We start from the raw sequence: 18,387 nt of genomic DNA, 5'->3' as shown, positions 1-18,387 counted from the left end.
CACCTATTTTATTTGCAACAAAAACAAGTATTCATCAAAAAACAATATAGCTATGACACTTACATGTACCAACGTAACTTTGAGACAAAAGCCATTGCGTAACGACCGCATATCTCTTTATCTGGATTATTATCCGGCCATCCGCAATCCTTACACGATGAAGATGAGTCGCCGGGAATTCCTCGGCATCTACATCTATGCCAAGCCCAAGAACGAGCAGCAAAGAATGTTCAATCAGGATATGCTGAACAAGGCAGAGGCAATCCGCTGTATCCGTGTCCAGTCGCTTATCAATGAAGAATTCGGGTTCTTGGACAAGAACAAGCAAAAGGTAGATTTCCTCGCCTACTTCCGGACAAAGGCACGGGAAAAGTATGAGAAATGGGATTGTGTTTACAATCACTTCGAGAAATTTGTCGGTGGCAAATGCACCTTTGGCGATGTCACCGTGGAACTGTGTGAGAAGTTCAGGGATTACCTGCTCAAATGCAAACAAATCAATCATCCCAATGCTTACATCTCACGCAATTCGGCAGCCGGCTATTATTCTACTTTCCGAGCTCTGTTGAAAATAGCTTATAAAGAGAAGATGCTACGTGAGAACTTGAACGACTTTTTGGAAAAGATTGAATGGAAAGAGGTCAAGAAAGAGTATCTGACACTTGATGAAGTCAAGAAACTGGCCGCTACACCCTGCAAAATTCCAGTTTTGAAACAGGCCTCCCTGTTTGCCTGCATGACCGGTCTCCGTATCAGTGATATTCTGAAACTGGACTGGCGTGACTTTGAAGTCGGTCCGGATCAAGGCTATTACATTCGTATCTGTACCGAGAAGACAGAAACCGAGGCCACCCTTCCCATCAGTCAGGAGGCACTGGAGTTGTGTGGCGAATGGGGCACCGGAAAAGTCTTCAAAGGCTTAACCCGCTCCATGACCCATCACCCCTTGAAACAATGGATTGCCGAAGCCGGAATCAGAAAACACATAACCTTCCACTGCTTCAGGCACTCGTATGCGGTCATCCAAATCTCTTTAGGCACAGACATTTACACAGTATCGAAGATGCTGACGCACAAGAATGTCACCACCACACAGATATATGCTGATTTGGTTAATTCTAAGAAACGCGAGACGGCGAATAAGATTTCGTTGAAATAAAGAATTTACAGAACGAACTATCTGCAACCAATACCTTAATAATGCAGATAGTTTGTTCTTATTAATTATGCATCAAGTGTAAGAGTTATTTTTCCATCTGTTGCCTCTTTTTGAAGAGTTTGTATATATCTTAACCATGCATCATAATGAGATTTGTCTATCGCAGATAATTGCGTATCAGCCATATCAGCCTCATTCATAAATGTTTTATAAACTACATACATCGCTTGTGGCTTATCTTTTTCACAATCTCCATCTTTACTTTGCATAACCTGTAAGTCTAGCAATGCAAAGCAGAAGCCATCTCTAACTCGAAAACCATATTTTGCACCAGCTCCGTATTGATCTAAATGTCTATTAATCTCATTATTCATTTCAATAGGCATTACCTCTTTGTTTCTTGACAAATATCTACAAACAACATCGTTCGCATTAAGTGATAAATCTTTTAAACATCGTTCTTTATATCTATCAAAAAAATGACTTGTATATACTTGAATCTGCCTAAGAAGCATTAATGGTCCATCTTTTGTGTGATTATATCCACAAGCCCCCCATTTAATTACAAACCTATTATTCTTGTTGTCAAAAACTACACAATAATTGCCAATTTCTGGTTTTTCAATGAAAGCACGACTTTCAACATAAAAAAATATAATATACTTGTTTTGTGATGCAGGTACAGTGTATTCATACCACCTCCAAGCTGGGAATCTTCTTTCCTTTTTGAATTCTTTTATTGCTTTTGGAAGAAAATAATCTTCTCGAATCTTTACTTTTTTAAGATCTTTACTAAGATTATCATACATTTCTTTGTATGTCATTGTTGGAAGTAACATAGTCTTTTCTTTATATTTATACAAATATAGGATTTTTCATTCAGCCATTTAGATAGAGAAAGTAAAATAATCTCCCCAATATGAATTTACATATATTTCCCTTTGAGTTTTTGTCAAACAATGACACCTTGACAAGGAAAAAAGCTACATATTGAGGACAAATGCTGCCACTTTCTTGGATTTATAATATGGTATCTATGAAATAACATATATTTGCGCACAAACAATTAGCAAATATCACTATGAATCAGAAAAGTATAGAACATATAGCACTCTATTCCCTTGTATTGGTAGGTACTCTTGTCGTTGGCGTTTTAGCTCGGCAGTTTGTTTTATCCAAAGGCGTTGACGATTTCAGTAGTAGTGTTGCATTTTTTGCGACAGTAATTGTCTTGATGGCGATCTATGTTAGTTTACAGACAACTTTCAATCAGTTTCTGCTGCCACGCATAGAAGCTTTTCTATTGAGTTTCTCTGCTTTTCAAACGATGAAAAATCACAATGATACCGTTTCTGTTCCGGAAGCCCCTACAATCAAAGATTCAAACCAAGCTACGCCTGATGTCATTGAGTCTGCTCCTACCGCTGAAGAAACAATCTCTGGACCTTCAGAATATGAAGTTATGCGAACCAATTCTATCGCAAAAAAGAATCGTGCTATTCAAACTAAATTGGAAAAGGTCATTAGCTATACGAAGCAAACAATGGTTGCCTATATGAGTGAAGAGGATCTCAACCGTCTATGTACATACGTTGCTGAATATAGTTCAGGCGATACCTTGCAAAAGATAACGCCCGTAAAGGTGGATTCACAACTTAAAAGCATTGATATTATGCATTTTGGTTGGAACATTGGCAAGGCTTTTGGTATAAAGCGCATTCACACAGCCACATTCATCAAGAATGTTTTTGCCCATACCCTCCGTGACTTGGAGATCTCAACGATTGAACGTAAAATGTCACATACGGAATCTGAATGTTACATTAAACTACAACAATTAAAAGAGTAATATATGTCATTTATCATCTTCCATTGAGTCCCAATAATCACTATCCATTTTCATCACCTTAAAGGTCATTTCTGTCTGAAGCCCCAATCCAAAATCATATATATATTCTGTTAATTGATGGCCATTAATCAAAATAACAGTAGGCGAACCATTTAAGCTATCTACATAATCCATAGCTCCTTTTGTAAAATCTGAAGTAGTGATAAAAACCCCCTTTTTAGATGGAGTTCCTGCTACAGCTCCCACAAAACTCTGAACTTCATTACGTCCAACATTATTACCTAATGCATATCGTTTAGCTTGAATAGAAATATGATTAAAGCCAAGAATATCTTCTTTTATAATGCCATCAATACCTCCATCATTTGAAAATTTTGTAACAAATCCTGAGTTCTTTACTTCACCTCCATATCCCATTGCTTGAAGTAATCTCACAACTAATCGTTCGAATTCTTGGGGCTTTTTACTAAGTATTGTCGTGAGAATTTCTGATTGAATGGATTGTTTTATATTATCATACGAATTATATAAACTTTCTTGAGGAGTCGGTTCATTCTCTCCGGTTGTTTCTGATGCTTCTTCTAATGTGTCTTTAATTTTAGATTCTTTCTTCGGAGTTCGTGCGTTGACAGTTGTCTTAATATACTCACTTATCTGTTCATCAGAACATGATTCAAGCATAGACAATCCTTTATCACTAATTTTATAGTCTCCTCTTTTAGGCTTTTCAACTAAGCCAGCAATGAATAGATAAGACAAAGCCCAGGAAATACGATCTAAAAATATTTCTCCATTACCTGATGGATACCATGCATTCATCTCTTCATCTGTCAAATGAAAATGTTCTGCTAAAGGAACTCTAAAATCTTTGGCTCTCATAACGGCCCCCGACTTTAGTGTTTTCAGCGCTTGTATCCTAATTTGATCAAATTGCGGTATCATTTTGGTATTCACTAAATTAAATTGATAACAAACAAAGTTACTGCTTTTTCCTCATATATTCTAATAATATATTTCTTTTATACACGAACTCTGTGTATCCAATCGCTTTCTATATTGATATTTAATTATTTACCGTCAACAATCATCATCAAAAGTTATCTCACAGTTATATTCCGGTGATGTTTTCCACCATCAAAACACCAATTTCCTTTGCCAGCGAACAATTAAAAACGAGTACGTATGGCAAACGAACAAATCACTTTTGATAAGCTGCCGCAGGCGGTAGGTTATCTCACAGAACAGATGGAACAAATCCGACAAATGGTGGCGGCACTACAGCCACAAACTTCTTTAGACAAGCATCGTCTTGTTGAAATTGACGAAGCCTGTAAAATCACACGAAAAGCGAAGCCTACCATTTACACGCTTGCACGTAAAGGACTGATTCCAGCCTATAAAAAAGGTAAGAAACTCTACTTCTATGAAGATGAGTTGCTGCAATGGATTGAGTCCGGGCGCAAGCAGATGCAGGCCATGTCGATCCAAGAACAGGCAGCGGAGATAGTACATGGAGCGAAGCGCAAACCAAAGGGAGGCTATAACTTTTGATTTGCACGGCTATGGAAACTACCAAATTAACAGCAGAAGGTATCATCGGCGAGGCTGTGCGTATTGGAGCCAAGATGTCCGGTAGTGAGTTTCCGATAGAGGTCTTTCCTATCAGGATTCAGCGTATCATCAGCAGTTTGCACGATTGTCAGGGCTATCCCGTGGATTATGTTGCTGCGGCTATCCTTGCGGCCATTGCCGTGGGGATTGGCAACTCCCATCTGGTGCAGGTGAAGCGCAACTGGCTGGAAAGTCCCATTCTGTACATGGCACTGATTGGACGCCCCGGAGCCAATAAGAGTCATCCGCTGAGCTTCGCTTTCCAGCCGTTCATTGAGCACGACTATTGTCAGAATCAGGAGTATCAGAAATTGTCTGCCGAGTATGAACGCACTATGTCCATGAGCAAAAAGGAACGCATGGAAGCCGGTTTGGATGAGTTTCCGCAGGCTCCCGTGCGCAAACGCTTTCTTGTTTCGGATATCACTCCCGAAGGATTGAGCCTGATACATGCTCAGAATCCCAGAGGACTCTGCCTTTGGTCGGACGAGCTATCTGCCTGGTTCAAAAACTTCAACCGCTATAATAACGGTTCGGAAGAACAGTTCTGGCTTTCGGTGTTCAATGCCAAGCCCACGATTTCCGACCGCAAGAGTACGCAAAGTTCCATTTTTATCAGACGTCCTTACATCTCCGTTATCGGTACCATTCAAAAGAAGATTCTGGGCGAACTGGTCAAGGGCGAGCGTTCGAGTAACGGTTTCATTGACCGTATTCTTTTCGTGATGCCTGAATCTGTCTTGAAAAGCAGATGGAACGACCGGGAAACTCCTGAAGAACTTGAAATCCAGTGGCAACAGATTATAGACAAGCTGATCGCACAGGATTGTCCGTATGACGAAAATAATGAATTGCAGCCTCAATGCCTGCCATTCGATGAAGACGCCAAGCAGCGGCTTTACGGCTGGCAGCATGAAAATGCCCGCCAATGTGATATGGAAACCAATGATGCTTTGGTAGGTATTTACTGCAAACTGGAAATCTACATTATCCGGTTTTGTCTGATTATCCAGCTTGCCCGATGGACTTGCGGAGAGTGCGACAAGCATACGATTGACCTTGAAAGCGTGAACCGTGCCATCCTACTGACTGAATATTTTCGGACTACAGCCGTAAAGGTGCAGACCGCCGTCAGTCAGGAACAGTTGAGCGAATTGCACCGCAACATCTACCTGAACCTGCCTCAGAGATTTACGACGGCAGAAGGTATCGGCATTGCTGAAAGCTACGGGATGAAGGAGCATGCTTTCAAGATGTTTCTAAAACGCCACATCGGAACATTATTCAGAAAAGAGAATCATGGAGAATACAGTAAATAAACCTGTTACTATGCACATTTTCGCAACCGAGGGGTTTGTGAAGTTGCGAAAATGTGCATAGTAACATCCAAACAGAAAGAAAAATGAGCTACAGATTCACATTAGAACCATACAAAGGTGTCAGCACCCGGCACACATGCCCGAACTGCCACCGCAAAAGTTGTTTCGCCAAATACATCGATACGGAAAAGCAAATCAGCTTTCCTGATTATGTAGGGCGATGCAACCATGAACAGAAGTGCGGCTACAACTATACGCCCAAAATGTACTTTGACGAAAACCCAACGGCCAAGGAGCGATTGAGCGAAGAGTTTGTACCGGTGTCAAGGCCACGCATCAGTCTGCCTACTGAACCTTCATTCATTGAGCCGGAAATCATGAGGCAGTCCCTGAAGTTGTATCACACGAACAAACTGTTTCAGTTCCTGAGTTTTCATTTCGGACAGGAGGTTACCGAAGAGCTGATGTTGCGCTACCATGTGGGAACCTCAAAGCATTGGCCGGGAGCTACTGTCTTCTGGCAAGTGGATATCTCCGGACGGGTACGCACCGGGAAAGTGATGCTCTACAATCCCGAAAACGGAAGACGGATTAAAGAGCCGCACAACTACATCACGTGGGTACATTCCCTATTGAAGAAAGAAAATTTCAACCTCCGGCAATGCCTGTTTGGTGAACATCTTTTGTCCTCCGACCAGCAGCGTCCGGTTGCCCTTGTGGAGAGTGAAAAAAGCGCTTTGATATCCAGTTTCTATCTGCCGCAATATCTATGGATTGCTTCGGGCGGAAAGAACGGAGCGTTCAATCGGGATGCCATGAGCGTATTGAGAAACCGACGTGTCCTGCTCTTCCCCGATCTGGGTGCGACCGACTATTGGAACAGTAAAATGGAGATGATCCGAAGCCTGGGAATAGAGGTTTCTCTCTTCGATTTTATGGAAAGAAATGCAACAAAAGAAGAACGTGATGCAGGTTATGACATTGCCGATTTTCTGCTGAGAGAAGAAACTAAGGAGGCTATTTTTAATCGTCTTATCACATTGAATCCAGCCCTAAAAACACTGGTCGAGACTTTCGATTTACAGCTTGTCAATGTGGAGAAAACACCTCTTTCAGCAATGGCTCAACGTTCCTAGAAAGGAATTTTCAAACGATGACTTTCTGATGTCTGATTCACTTCTTTTTCACTGGAGCAAGTTTATGCCGGTGTATTACATTTCCCGGCCACTTGCTCACCTCAAAAGACGGTGAGACAGCTCCCGATGGTCACAATTATTAATCTCAAAAGCAAATAGTATGGACAAGAAAAATACAGTTACAATCCGTCTTACAGACGAACAGTTCGGCTGGCTCAGAGCACTCAGCCGACGCAGTAAACGCAGTCAAAGCGAAGTAGTGCGTTCGCTCATCGAACATGGTACAGTACGCGAACGGATTACAAGAGAAAATATTGACATCATCCGTAAACTGATTGGCGAAAGCACGAACCTGAATCAGCTTGCCAAACGAGCCAACGTTTACGGTTTTTATCGTGTGGCTGATGAGTGTCGGACCGTCGCCCAAGAGATTTCCCAACTCATAAAACAGCTCAAGGATGATAGGTAAGATTGTCAAAGGCACATCGTTTTCCGGGTGCGTAAACTATGTGCTGAAAGAGGATAAATCGCGCCTGCTGAAAGCGGTTGGTGTCTACGGTTCACCTGAAGAAATAGCGGAACAATTCGAGTTGCAGACTTTACTGAACGACAAGGTCAAGAATACGGTCGGCCATATATCATTGAGCTTCTCCGCAGAGGACGGTGACCGCATCCGTGACGATGATGGACTGATGCTGAAAATCGCCCACGACTATATGAAGCTGATGGGAATCGAGAACACACAGTTCATCATCGCCCGGCATACTGATCGTGACCATCCGCATTGTCACATCGTTTACAACCGGGTGGATAATGATGGCTACACCATCAGCGACAAGAACGACCGCTACCGAAATGAAAAGGTTTGCAAGATGCTGACAGCCCGTTACCGCTTGCATTTTGCCGAAGGAAAAGAGCATGTCAATTTCATGCGGTTACGTCGTCATGACAAGGTAAAGTATTTTATCTATCATGCCTTGAAACGAGAAGTTCCGAACGCCCGAAGCTGGAGTGAACTGAGACTGGCCTTACGGAAGTACGGAATTGATACGCAATGGAAGCTAAGTCGCACGACCGGAGAGATGCAAGGTGTCAAGTTCACATGTGACCAACTGACTTTTAGCGGTTCCAAGATTGATCGTCAGTTCAGTTTCCTGAACATCGACCAGGAACTGAGATATAACGCTCTTTCCGCTACCATGAACCAGCGTCAGGTACAGGCAGCAACCATACGCGAGGAACCTCGGCATGAATACCAGCAGGAGAATCATTCCGGCATCAGTGTGGGATTGTTCACACCCTCTCCTACGGATTATGATACAGAGGAAGCGATACAGGCCAACCGGCTTAAAAAGAAGAAAAAGAAACCGAAACGCAAGCGAGGTTTCAGTCTATAATCAAATTTTTATTAACCATCAAAATTCAAATTATTATGAACTATTCCGATTTTATTTACGATTTCAATCTCTATTTGTGTGAGAGATTCGGTTACAGAAACTGTTGTTCCATTATGCACAACGCCAACGGCATTTGTGTTTCTGTTCATGTAGGCGAAATGGATTTATACATCCGCTTTTGGGAATACAGTTGTGGTGTTGGCAGCATCCCCGACTGGAGCATTATCATTGTACGCAGCAACTTCAAACGAAACCAGCAGGAAAACCTGAAAGACCTTGCCCGCTTCTTCAAGGAGTACGCCCCGCGCTATGGTTACAAATACCTCTGCACCGAGGATGACGACTACAAGTATTATCAGACCCTTGGTCTGAAACTTATCCACAGAGGACTTTTCAGACAATATAATTATGGATTGCCGTTGAAGGAGTTAGAGGTGTAACTTTTTTCGTAACAGAGAGGAAAATCCTCTCTGTTGCTTTTTTTACAAACTTTTTGTCTTTTATCTCTCTTTTTTCTGAATAGTATTGTTCTGATTATTGTTTAATAATTGAGAGATCATATTATTAAGAGAATTTGTAGCAGTTACACTTCGATAATTTTCTATATCCCAAAAGAAGCTACTATCCCAAAGACCACGATCTATGTCTGTTATTAAACGCTCAATAGAATCTTCCTTAGGCAAGCCTTGTTCATCAAAATATTCGTCTAAAGATATACGTTCTCTTAAAACCGCAATTCCTAACCTTTCCCCTAATGTATAACCTAGCCACCAATTAGTAGGATAAACTATAACAATAGGATTCTGAGAACGATCAAGTTTGCTTTTACCAAAAACTTCTCTTACCCATCTTTTGGCAATATAACGTAATGTTTTTAAACGAATGTTTTCACTAAAATAATTATCAGGTTCAATGTAAAATAACTGATCACAATGTCCTAATTGTATTTGACTGATAATAGCTTCTATTTCGTCTTTATCTATTTCTCTTTTTTCAAATACAATATTTTGTATGTCAAACTTAGAATCTGGAGTCGCCAGAATAGGGATACCCAACTTATGTAATGCAACAATAAAAACTCTTTTCTCAGCAATACTTAATGCATTATTGAATTCAGAAGCTGCAACATCGTAAGTTTGTTTATTACGAGCATACTTTTGGAATATTTTTAAAGCTTTTATAGCGACTTGTCTAAGTTCTTTTATATGTTTTTCTTGTCTTTTTGCAGCAAATAACGCTCCGCCATAGGTACCAATTATGGCACCGATAGCTCCTGATATTAATGTTACAACTGTTGTTGTTATTATTTGTTCCATATAATTAATATTTATATTTCTATCAGCAATTGCCTATATCAAAACATTGTTACCTACAAAGATACAGATTTCTATTCCAAAAAGAAATTATGTTATCAAGAAATAACTTATAATATTGAACTAATTCGCAATTTATATTGCAAATAGTCCTATTAGAATGATGAAAAATAGATAGGCTTTCTTATCTTTGCATAGAACGAAAGAAAATCCTTATGGAAAAAGAAAAAGACATAAACCGCATCAAGGTTGTGCTTGTGGAGAGGAAGCGGACCAACAAATGGTTGGCCGAACAATTGGGCAAGGACCCTGCCACAGTATCGAAGTGGTGTACCAACACATCACAACCCGGACTGGAAACGCTGCTGGAGATAGCACGTGTTCTGGATGTAGATATTAAAGAACTGCTGAACTCTACACGTGATGATGTTCAGTTAGTCAGAATTCAAAAACAGTAAAGCCAAGTAATGTTATGAACAGTAATGATAGAGCCAATCTTATAAAACGTATCAACACTTTAGAAGGACTGACCGATAAGGAACGTAGTGCCCTGTTAGGTTTGCTACGAGAGAATAAAACTTATGGTTTGGTATGGGAAGATAAGCCCGAAGTCGTAGAAGAACGTCTTCGTGATGAACTGCCTATCTTGACAGAGGTGCCGGAACGTGCCATTATCAGTGAAGATAAAGATGCACCAAACCATATTCTGATTGAAGGAGATAATCTGGAAGCCCTTGCTACCTTAGCTTATACGCATGAGGGTAAAATTGATATAATCTATATAGATCCTCCGTACAATACAGGGAATAAGGATTTTATATATAATGATAGCTATGTGGATAAGGAGGATTCTTATCGACACTCCAAATGGTTGTCGTTTATGAGCCGCCGTTTGAAAATAGCTAAGAAGTTGTTATCTGACCGTGGAGTGATTTTTATTTCAATAGATGATAATGAACAGGCTCAGCTAAAAATGCTTTGTGATGAGATCTTACATAACATAGATTTTGTTGCAACAATACCTTGGCGTAAAAGAACTGCGAAATCGGATGTACCACATTATCTATCACAAGACTATGAATGGATATTATGTTTTGCTAATAAAAATTTTTTAGCAGGTCTTCAGAAAGAAACGCGCAAATATTATACAAGTTCAGATTTTCCTAATAGACCATGGAGAATACATGACTTAACAAAACAAACAACAGCATTAGAAAGACCTAATAGTTTTTTTACTATAATTAATCCTATAACCAAAGAAGAATTTCCAGCTAATCCTAATAGGACTTGGGCTATAACTGAAGAAACATTTAAAAGATATTACAAAGAGAATCGTATTGTATTCCCAGGTGATTACGATTTCCTTAAAATATCTAAACCTGTACTTCGTTATTGGAAAGAAGATGATATAGCTAAATCTGGAGATAGATTTGGATATACAAGTGTAAGCTCATATATGGGTGATAGTGTTGGTATGACTCAAGATGGGACTAAAGATATTACAAATATTTTTAGTGAAAAGGCTTTTGGATATCCAAAGCCCCTTTCATTAATAAAATATCTTTTAAATATTAGTTTACCTCATTTGAACTCTATTACAATTCTTGACTTCTTCGCAGGCAGCGGAACAACTCTTCACGCCACTATGCAACTGAATGTAGAAGATGGAGGCCATCGTCAATGTATTCTTGTCACTAATAATGAAAACAATATATGTGAAGAAGTTACATACGAACGAAACAGACGAGTGATTCAAGGTTATACAAACTCAAAAGGTGAAGAAGTAGCTGGTTTAACAAAGAATAATCTCCGTTACTACCGTACCGGATTTGTTGGTCGTAGTCGCTCGATGCAGAATATGCGAAAACTGGTAAATCTTGCTACAGATATGCTTTGTATCAAGGAAAACCTCTATACGGAACAGAATACTTTTGGAGGGCAAAAAACCTATAAAGGTGTCTTCCGTTATTTCGATGATGGGAAAAAACAGATGCTTATTATTTATCGTGAAGAAGCTATCGATGAACTGGTTGATATTATCTATGATATGGACATATCTCAACCAATAAAGGTTTATGTGTTCTCACCCAGTGAAGACCCATGGGAAGGTTCGTTTGATGATGTCAGTGACAAAGTGGAACTGTGCGCTCTGCCACAAGCCATCTATAATACTTACCGCAGAATATTGCCTAAGAAAAAGGATGCTGTCGTTTTCCCTGAAGAAGATGTTTTGGCTACTACAGAAAAAAAGGAAGAGCAGTTTAATGGAATGTTGAATTTTGAATACAATGAGGAAGTATAGATATATCAGATAGAAACATGATATGTGGTTTAAGTTATTCGAAAATTTCGAATAACTGCTTCTGGAAAAAGGTAATTCCATAATAAACACTGAAAATAAAAAAGGAATAATGAAAAATATAACATACCAACAGAACGCTATCAATGAGCTGACCGATAAAACAATCCGTCTGTTAAACCTCGGCGGCAAACGACATAAAATTGTGTTTGAAGCGCCAACCGGTGCGGGGAAAACGGTCATGACTTGTCAGGCTTTGGCATATATAACCGATGAATTGAAGGAGCGTGGTGACAGCCGTTATCAGGAAGTTGCATATATCTGGTTTGCACCTCGTAAACTTCATCTGCAAAGTTATGCCAGTTTAAAGAATGCTTTTGGTGAAACACGCAAACTTCGGCCTGTAATGTTTGACGAGATTGACCAAAGTGAAGGCATACAACCCGGAGAAATATTGTTTGTCAATTGGGAAAGTGTAAACAAAGAAAGTAATGTTATGGTTCGCGAAAACGAAAGCTTTGCTTCTTTGTATGAAATTGCACGACGAACACAAGAGGAATACGATTTGCCCATTGTTGCCATCATAGATGAGGAACACATGTTCTGGTCAAAGACTGCAGATAAATCGGCAGCGGTGCTGGAACGTATCAATCCGGCTGTAGAATTGCGTATTTCGGCTACACCTAAAACACTTCATCCTGATGAAAAAGTAAAAGTTTACCGACAGGATGTTATTGCTGCTGAAATGATTAAGAAAGAAGTCGTGCTGAATCCGGATATAGAACTGGATTTCAGCGAAGAACGCACACTGAACGAAAATCTGATTAAAGCGGCATTGGCAAAACGTAATCAGTTGGCAGAGCTTTATCAGGAATTAGGTGTCAAAATCAATCCACTATTACTTATCCAACTGCCCAACGATACGAAGGAATCCATGACTTCGGAAGACCAAGCTATCACAGAACAGGTAAAAACTTATTTGGAAGCCATTTGTGGAATAACAGCAGAAAACGGATTATTGGCCGTATGGCTCGCCAACGAAAAAGAGAATCTCGCCGGATTGGAACGTCCCGATAATATGACACAAGTATTGCTATTCAAAGAAGCAATTGCTTTGGGTTGGGACTGCCCTCGTGCAGCAGTACTGCTAATCTTCAGAAAATTGCAAAGCGATCAGTTTACGATACAGACTGTAGGACGTATTCTGAGAATGCCGGAACAGAAACATTATCCGAAAGAACAGCTTAATATCGGCTATGTTTATACCGATATTGCAAAAGATAAAATTCAGATTGTCACAGCCGATTCCGACTATATCTTGAAAAATACGATTACGGCATGCAGACGTGAAAATCTTGAGAATGTATCTCTACCGGCTTACTATTCGGAACGCCCTAATGTGGAACGAAATTATTTAGGACCCGACTTCAAAAAAACATTGTATGAAGTGGCTGATGAATTCTGGAAACTGGAAAGAGGTGCCGGATTGTTTTCTATCGCTGAATTGGCCGCTTTAAGAAATGATAATGATGAATTTACTCCGTTGCCAGAAAGTGATGACGATTTAGTAAATGAAAACAGAAGACGGGTAAAGAATTCAATTCGTTTGGATGTCAAGACAATAAATGTGGAAATTCCAAAGGATGTTCACTTCCAAAATGAAGAACAGATATTGAAGGTAGATCAAGTCCGCTTTGCCCGTAAAGCATCTGAAATAGATCGCGTATTTATGGCATATATAAGCGGTAAGGGACATCAATTTGAAAGTAAAGGTAGAGCCGATAAAATAGTCAACTATCTGCTTGAAATGCTCGCCGACTATTTTGGAATTTTCGATACAGATGCCAAGAAGGTCGTTCTTTATTATGATAACAGACCCAAATTTGACCGTTTACTGGACACGGCCTTAGAAACATACGCCCGTAAAAGAGAGCGGGCTAAGAAAAGATCTGCGGCAGCCAGAGAATTAAAACAATATAACTGGGAAGTTCCGGAAGAAAGAGTCTATGACAGTGAAACCAATCATATTGAGACTGCAAAAAATCATGCTTTGTTGCCATTCGTTCAACTTAACGAAGCTTCTAATCCGGAGAAGGAATTTGTGAAATATTTGGAAGAACATTCACAATGGATTGACTGGTGGTATAAGAATGGGGATAAAGGGAAACAACATTACGCCATTGCATACGGAAAATCTTTATTTTATGTTGATTTCGTTATCCGTATGAAGAATGGACATGTATATCTTTTCGATACGAAAAGTGCCGGAAGTGATGTAACTGCTCCTGAGAAACATAATGCCTTGTTGCAATATATCCAGGAATATTCAACTAAAGATACACCTCTTTATGGAGGAGTTATCATTCAAGATGGAAGTAACTGGCTATATTCCAAACTACCCATTGAGAATACAACTGATTTGTTAAACTGGGATGCTTTTTATCCTGAAAACGCATAAAGATTATGGCTAAAGGTATAGATCCAAAATTTGTTCACTACGGCATCCGCAAAGATGATTTAGCTATGATAGAAGCAATCTGTGAAGCGGAAGGTATAGATTTTGACTGGTTAAGTGAAGATATTCTGAAGGCCTATCATGCCAAGAAGGTTGACGTGATAGAAATGAGTGATAATGAAACGGAAGACATCATCCGTAATGCAATCCAAAAAATACGTCAATAAATACGATTATGCTGATACAGAGAATTAAAATAAGCAATTATAAGACTTACTTGTCACTTGATTTGGATTTGACAGTCGATGATGATCGCCCTATTATTCTGATTGGCGGTGCAAATGGTGGCGGTAAGACTACTTTATTCGAGGCCATAAGCGGAGCTCTTTATGGTTTGAAAATTGAAAACAAAGAGCATTTCATGGAATTGCTCAATCAGGGAGCCTTAAACACAGCCAAACCTGAGATTTCCTTACAGATAACATTTGTAGGGAAAGTACTCGGTCAGCAACAGAAGTACATATTAAAGCGTGTTTATCAGTTAAATCCGCAAGGAAAGCCATTGGAAAGCGTATCGCTGAACATGAACGGTAACATGTATGTTTATGGTACAATGACTGCCCCCAAGGACCGGGTAAAGGCAGAACAGGAAATCAATAAAATCATCAAAGCCAATCTGCCTCAGGAACTGAGTCAGTATTTCCTGTTTGATGCAATGCAATCGAGTGAACTGCTGAAGAAAAATGTATTTGCCCAAACCATTCGTGATAATTTCGAGAATGTATTGGGCTTCAAAAAATACCTTCAGTTAAAGCGTGCCGCTGAAAAACTACAACAGGAATGGGCTCGACAACGTCTTGAAGCAGAAAAAGAAGCTCAGGAATATAATGAGCTGTGCGCACAAAAGGATAAGCTGACCGCAGACTTAAATACTTGTATAGCAGAACAAGATACAAAATATAAGTATCTTGCGTCGGTAGAAGTGGAATATAAACGGGCAAAAGACGGTGCCCAAGAAGCTTCTGCCCTTAACAAAAAGATACAGGAGCTTGCCAGTAAAATTGACGATATTGTAAAACGTGCAGCAACTTATGCTGAGGACTTGAAAGCATTTGTTGACAATATAGAAATTGATTTATTCTTACCTAAATTCGCTTCGAACCTGGCACAAGAAATCAATAATATCCTGCACATAAAGGAACAACTTCAGAAAGAGAATACAGGTGCCTATCCGTTGGAAACATTGAAAGATGTGACAAACAAAATTATAACTTACTTAAAAGATTTGTCACTGTGCAGTGAATCGGTGGATGAAGAACAGGTTGTATCTCATATTGTAGCTATCCAAAATAGCACTAATAAAGAAGATCCTTTTGGTTATCTTGACGAAGCGGAAGTAACCGCTTTATCTAATTTGGTAAAACGAACTGGCTCTAATCAGTTCATTGCACTTGACCGCCAGCGCCAGGAACTTGAAATTCAACTTTCCACGTTGGATAACTTACGTTCTCAAAAACAGACCTTGGAACAAACACAGGCCGGTGGTAATGAATATCTAATTCAAAATTATGAAGCCGCTCAAAAACAGATAGAGAAACTGAAAGGTCAGGAAGCGACTCTGAAAGCAGACATTCAACGTCTTGAGAAACGGATTCATCAGTTTGATGTACAAATTCAGCAAGAACCTGATATTAAATTCGACACTTTGGTCAAGCTCAAGCCTCTGTTTGAAAAGATTGCAGACAGTTTGCTGAAGAAGAAAAAAGCCCAGATTGAAAGTGAAATGCAGCAACAGCTCAACAAGTTACTTGTTTCATACAAAGGTCATGTAGCCAGAGTTGAGTTGTCCGACAGCATTGAACAATTCAATATAAAACTCTATCATACTGCCGGAAATGAGATTTCATTGAATCAGCTTAATGCTGCATCCAAACAAATCTTTATCCAAGTTTTATTGAAAGTATTGCGAAACCTGGGAGATTATAATCCACCTGTAATGATTGATACAGTAATGGGTGTTCTTGACAATGAAAGTCGTGATGCCTTGATGGAAGAATATTTTCCACAATTGGCAGAACAAACTATTTTGCTTTGTACGACCTCTGAAATCAGAACAGACAGCGACTACATCAAACTGGAACCGTTTATTTCCAAAACCTATACACTTCATCGCAATGTAGAAGCACAGAATACTACGGTTGAAGACGGTTATTTTGGTTTAACTCTTAATCAGTAAAAGAAATGAGCATCATAAATTTTTCAAATACGCGCCAAATGGAAGGATTGTTTGATGCAATCAATCCAATCAAGGAACTGATTGAATCAAAAATCAATCTTTCGAGAACGGCTGATCGGGAGAAACGTATAAACTTGAATCAGAATAAGGTAATGCGTATCTGCTTCATCGTAGGACTAAGTTTGCCTACAAAGCGTTCCATGGATGATTACAAGGACATACAATTGTCTGTATCATCCATAAGAATTACTCCCAGTTTTTTCACAATGCATGATTTAAGCACCTTATATTCAGCATTGTTAAAACTAAGATACGCAGACTTGAACATTGATTGGACTCAAAACGCCACCCTTTCTCGAATTATCGCAGCAGAAATGCTTCGTGGGCGTGACTATCTGATGGCTGACAACAATCTGGATTCCTTCTTATACGCCATGAACAACAAAGTAGCCATGGCAAAAGATATTCCAGTTCTGAATCTTCTGATTGGTAATTATGGTGATGAAGAAATGGAAGCAACTTTGGATATAAACAGTCGTTCCATTACCAACTCACAGATTATTATTGCGGGAGCCACAGGTTCCGGAAAGACCAATTTGCTGGCAGTCTTGATTCAGCAATTCAGAATGTTATCCACAGAATCACAATATCCCGTGAATTTTCTTTTGTTTGATTACAAAGGAGAGTTCAGCGATATACAGAATAACCATTGGTTATCTCTCTTCGATGTGGACCGTTCTTGTATTCTGGATCCATTGACACAGCCATTGCCTTTTACTCCATTTAAGGATTTCACTGGACGCTCTATCAATGAAATTAATCTGTACTCTACAGAAATGTCTTCTGCTTTATGTTCTATAGACCGAGTAAGTGCGAGTGCCAACATGAACAACCGTCTTAGTGAAGCTATTGTAGAAGCCTACAAATCGACAAATGGCGCCCCTATTTCATTTGAATTAATGCTGAAATGCTATCAATCACGAATGAAAGATGCAAATAATGATGATAGTATTTCTTCTGTTCTGAAACAATTGGTTAATGCGCATATCTTTGAATCAGAAGATAAAGTTTCCTTGATTGATGACAGCTACATTATTAAAATGGATGGATATCCCAAAGATGGCCCTATTGCCAAAGCTATTGTGTATTTCTTGATGTCTAAACTTAACAACATTTATGAGCTACTGGATAAGCAAGCAGTAAATGACGAAGTCGTGCAAATACGTCATTTCTCTATTATTGATGAAGCTCACTATATGCTTGACTTTGACAATCGCCCCCTGCGTAATCTAATTGCTGTAGGACGAAATAAAGGTCTGAGTATTATCCTTGCCACTCAGAACATGAGTAGCTTCAAATCAAAAGGTTTTGATTTTTATGCCAATGCTCAGTATCCTTTGATTATGAAACAGCAGACTATTGATGATAAGGTCATTAAAGACTTGTTTGGCGTGAGTGGCCAGGAACTCCAGGAAATCAGGACTGCTATAGCCGGGCTTCAAAAGGGTGAGCTGATTATAAAAGACCAGATGGCTTTTGCCCTTGGCATGGGGAATAAGTATAAGAAAATTAATGTGACACACTTGATATAAACAATTTAATTTAAGAGTATA

Annotated in this window: 17 protein-coding genes; 14 read left to right on the top strand and 3 right to left on the bottom strand. The window is 39.5% G+C overall.

Annotation, left to right across the window (positions count from 1 at the left end):
- Nucleotides 1-52: 52 nt before the first annotated feature.
- Nucleotides 53-1,159 (top strand): site-specific integrase, encoded by a 1,107-nt coding sequence (locus tag CI959_RS12115; protein ID WP_035449428.1) that lies wholly within the window; start codon nt 53-55, stop codon nt 1,157-1,159.
- Nucleotides 1,160-1,224: 65 nt separating this feature from the next.
- Here CI959_RS12115 and CI959_RS12110 read toward each other — a convergent pair whose 3' ends face one another.
- Nucleotides 1,225-1,998 (bottom strand): hypothetical protein, encoded by a 774-nt coding sequence (locus CI959_RS12110; protein ID WP_141235917.1) that lies wholly within the window; start codon nt 1,996-1,998, stop codon nt 1,225-1,227.
- A gap of 242 nt (nt 1,999-2,240) precedes the next feature.
- On the opposite strand from CI959_RS12110, the gene CI959_RS12105 reads away from it, so the two are divergent.
- On the top strand, nt 2,241-3,008 hold the full coding sequence (locus CI959_RS12105; protein ID WP_057317459.1) for a hypothetical protein: 768 nt from the start codon (nt 2,241-2,243) through the stop codon (nt 3,006-3,008).
- Between the two features lie 6 nt (nt 3,009-3,014).
- Here CI959_RS12105 and CI959_RS12100 read toward each other — a convergent pair whose 3' ends face one another.
- The gene (locus CI959_RS12100; RefSeq protein WP_057317521.1) at nt 3,015-3,950 is read right to left on the bottom strand and encodes a restriction endonuclease; all 936 of its coding nucleotides are present in this window, start codon (nt 3,948-3,950) and stop codon (nt 3,015-3,017) included.
- A 240-nt stretch (nt 3,951-4,190) separates the two neighbouring features.
- Here CI959_RS12100 and CI959_RS12095 point away from each other — a divergent pair, with 240 nt between their 5' ends.
- The 6 genes from CI959_RS12095 (at nt 4,191) to CI959_RS12070 (ending at nt 8,911) form a co-directional block, all read left to right on the top strand.
- A complete protein-coding gene (locus CI959_RS12095) occupies nt 4,191-4,559 on the top strand; it encodes a helix-turn-helix domain-containing protein (RefSeq protein ID WP_044229252.1) in 369 nt (122 codons plus the stop codon).
- A gap of 11 nt (nt 4,560-4,570) precedes the next feature.
- The gene (locus CI959_RS12090) at nt 4,571-5,938 is read left to right on the top strand and encodes a DUF3987 domain-containing protein (RefSeq protein WP_095231449.1); all 1,368 of its coding nucleotides are present in this window, start codon (nt 4,571-4,573) and stop codon (nt 5,936-5,938) included.
- Between the two features lie 83 nt (nt 5,939-6,021).
- Nucleotides 6,022-7,074 carry a DUF6371 domain-containing protein gene (locus CI959_RS12085; RefSeq protein WP_057317458.1) on the top strand — a complete coding sequence of 351 codons (1,053 nt, stop codon included), beginning with the start codon at nt 6,022-6,024 and terminating at the stop codon, nt 7,072-7,074.
- Nucleotides 7,075-7,234: 160 nt separating this feature from the next.
- Complete coding sequence (locus CI959_RS12080; protein ID WP_057317457.1) at nt 7,235-7,543, top strand: MobC family plasmid mobilization relaxosome protein; 309 nt, start codon at nt 7,235-7,237, stop codon at nt 7,541-7,543.
- Nucleotides 7,533-8,471, top strand: a complete 939-nt coding sequence (locus CI959_RS12075; RefSeq protein ID WP_057317456.1) for a relaxase/mobilization nuclease domain-containing protein — start codon at nt 7,533-7,535, stop codon at nt 8,469-8,471. Before CI959_RS12080 ends, CI959_RS12075 begins: the two co-directional genes overlap by 11 nt.
- A gap of 35 nt (nt 8,472-8,506) precedes the next feature.
- On the top strand, nt 8,507-8,911 hold the full coding sequence (locus CI959_RS12070; RefSeq protein WP_081033158.1) for a hypothetical protein: 405 nt from the start codon (nt 8,507-8,509) through the stop codon (nt 8,909-8,911).
- Between the two features lie 60 nt (nt 8,912-8,971).
- Here the strand turns inward: CI959_RS12070 and CI959_RS12065 are convergent, their stop codons facing one another.
- Complete coding sequence (locus CI959_RS12065; protein ID WP_057317454.1) at nt 8,972-9,787, bottom strand: hypothetical protein; 816 nt, start codon at nt 9,785-9,787, stop codon at nt 8,972-8,974.
- Between the two features lie 212 nt (nt 9,788-9,999).
- Here CI959_RS12065 and CI959_RS12060 point away from each other — a divergent pair, with 212 nt between their 5' ends.
- The 6 genes from CI959_RS12060 to CI959_RS12035 all read left to right on the top strand — a co-directional run bounded on the left by CI959_RS12060 (nt 10,000) and on the right by CI959_RS12035 (nt 18,366).
- A complete protein-coding gene (locus CI959_RS12060) occupies nt 10,000-10,242 on the top strand; it encodes a helix-turn-helix transcriptional regulator (protein ID WP_057317453.1) in 243 nt (80 codons plus the stop codon).
- Nucleotides 10,243-10,256: 14 nt separating this feature from the next.
- The gene (locus CI959_RS12055) at nt 10,257-12,086 is read left to right on the top strand and encodes a site-specific DNA-methyltransferase (protein WP_057317452.1); all 1,830 of its coding nucleotides are present in this window, start codon (nt 10,257-10,259) and stop codon (nt 12,084-12,086) included.
- 109 nt (nt 12,087-12,195) lie between these two features.
- Nucleotides 12,196-14,541, top strand: a complete 2,346-nt coding sequence (locus CI959_RS12050; protein ID WP_057317451.1) for a DEAD/DEAH box helicase — start codon at nt 12,196-12,198, stop codon at nt 14,539-14,541.
- Between the two features lie 5 nt (nt 14,542-14,546).
- Nucleotides 14,547-14,765, top strand: coding sequence for a DNA modification system-associated small protein (locus CI959_RS12045; RefSeq protein ID WP_057317450.1), 219 nt, complete (start codon nt 14,547-14,549; stop codon nt 14,763-14,765).
- 8 nt (nt 14,766-14,773) lie between these two features.
- A complete protein-coding gene (locus CI959_RS12040; RefSeq protein WP_057317449.1) occupies nt 14,774-16,774 on the top strand; it encodes an AAA family ATPase in 2,001 nt (666 codons plus the stop codon).
- Nucleotides 16,775-16,779: 5 nt separating this feature from the next.
- Nucleotides 16,780-18,366: an ATP-binding protein gene (locus CI959_RS12035; RefSeq protein WP_057317448.1), complete on the top strand. Its 1,587-nt coding sequence runs from the start codon at nt 16,780-16,782 to the stop codon at nt 18,364-18,366.
- The last annotated feature ends 21 nt before the right edge of the window (nt 18,367-18,387 follow it).

The organism is Parabacteroides sp. AT13 (assembly GCF_002272965.1).
In the GTDB taxonomy this organism is placed as follows: domain Bacteria; phylum Bacteroidota; class Bacteroidia; order Bacteroidales; family Tannerellaceae; genus Parabacteroides; species Parabacteroides distasonis.
The sequence above is the reverse complement of the archived record's forward strand: the minus strand, read 5'-3'. Positions and strand labels throughout refer to the sequence as shown.

Excerpts from the sequence above, each read along its gene's own strand:
- CI959_RS12105 (WP_057317459.1), top strand. The coding sequence starts at position 2,241 with ATGAATCAGAAAAGTATAGAACATATAGCACTCTATTCCCTTGTATTG.
- CI959_RS12050 (WP_057317451.1), top strand. The coding sequence starts at position 12,196 with ATGAAAAATATAACATACCAACAGAACGCTATCAATGAGCTGACCGAT.
- CI959_RS12070 (WP_081033158.1), top strand. The coding sequence starts at position 8,507 with ATGAACTATTCCGATTTTATTTACGATTTCAATCTCTATTTGTGTGAG.
- CI959_RS12100 (WP_057317521.1), bottom strand. The coding sequence starts at position 3,950 with ATGATACCGCAATTTGATCAAATTAGGATACAAGCGCTGAAAACACTA.
- CI959_RS12060 (WP_057317453.1), top strand. The coding sequence starts at position 10,000 with ATGGAAAAAGAAAAAGACATAAACCGCATCAAGGTTGTGCTTGTGGAG.
- CI959_RS12045 (WP_057317450.1), top strand. The coding sequence starts at position 14,547 with ATGGCTAAAGGTATAGATCCAAAATTTGTTCACTACGGCATCCGCAAA.
- CI959_RS12075 (WP_057317456.1), top strand. The coding sequence starts at position 7,533 with ATGATAGGTAAGATTGTCAAAGGCACATCGTTTTCCGGGTGCGTAAAC.
- CI959_RS12035 (WP_057317448.1), top strand. The coding sequence starts at position 16,780 with ATGAGCATCATAAATTTTTCAAATACGCGCCAAATGGAAGGATTGTTT.
- CI959_RS12040 (WP_057317449.1), top strand. The coding sequence starts at position 14,774 with ATGCTGATACAGAGAATTAAAATAAGCAATTATAAGACTTACTTGTCA.
- CI959_RS12095 (WP_044229252.1), top strand. The coding sequence starts at position 4,191 with ATGGCAAACGAACAAATCACTTTTGATAAGCTGCCGCAGGCGGTAGGT.
- CI959_RS12080 (WP_057317457.1), top strand. The coding sequence starts at position 7,235 with ATGGACAAGAAAAATACAGTTACAATCCGTCTTACAGACGAACAGTTC.
- CI959_RS12110 (WP_141235917.1), bottom strand. The coding sequence starts at position 1,998 with ATGTTACTTCCAACAATGACATACAAAGAAATGTATGATAATCTTAGT.
- CI959_RS12090 (WP_095231449.1), top strand. The coding sequence starts at position 4,571 with ATGGAAACTACCAAATTAACAGCAGAAGGTATCATCGGCGAGGCTGTG.
- CI959_RS12065 (WP_057317454.1), bottom strand. The coding sequence starts at position 9,787 with ATGGAACAAATAATAACAACAACAGTTGTAACATTAATATCAGGAGCT.
- CI959_RS12085 (WP_057317458.1), top strand. The coding sequence starts at position 6,022 with ATGAGCTACAGATTCACATTAGAACCATACAAAGGTGTCAGCACCCGG.
- CI959_RS12115 (WP_035449428.1), top strand. The coding sequence starts at position 53 with ATGACACTTACATGTACCAACGTAACTTTGAGACAAAAGCCATTGCGT.
- CI959_RS12055 (WP_057317452.1), top strand. The coding sequence starts at position 10,257 with ATGAACAGTAATGATAGAGCCAATCTTATAAAACGTATCAACACTTTA.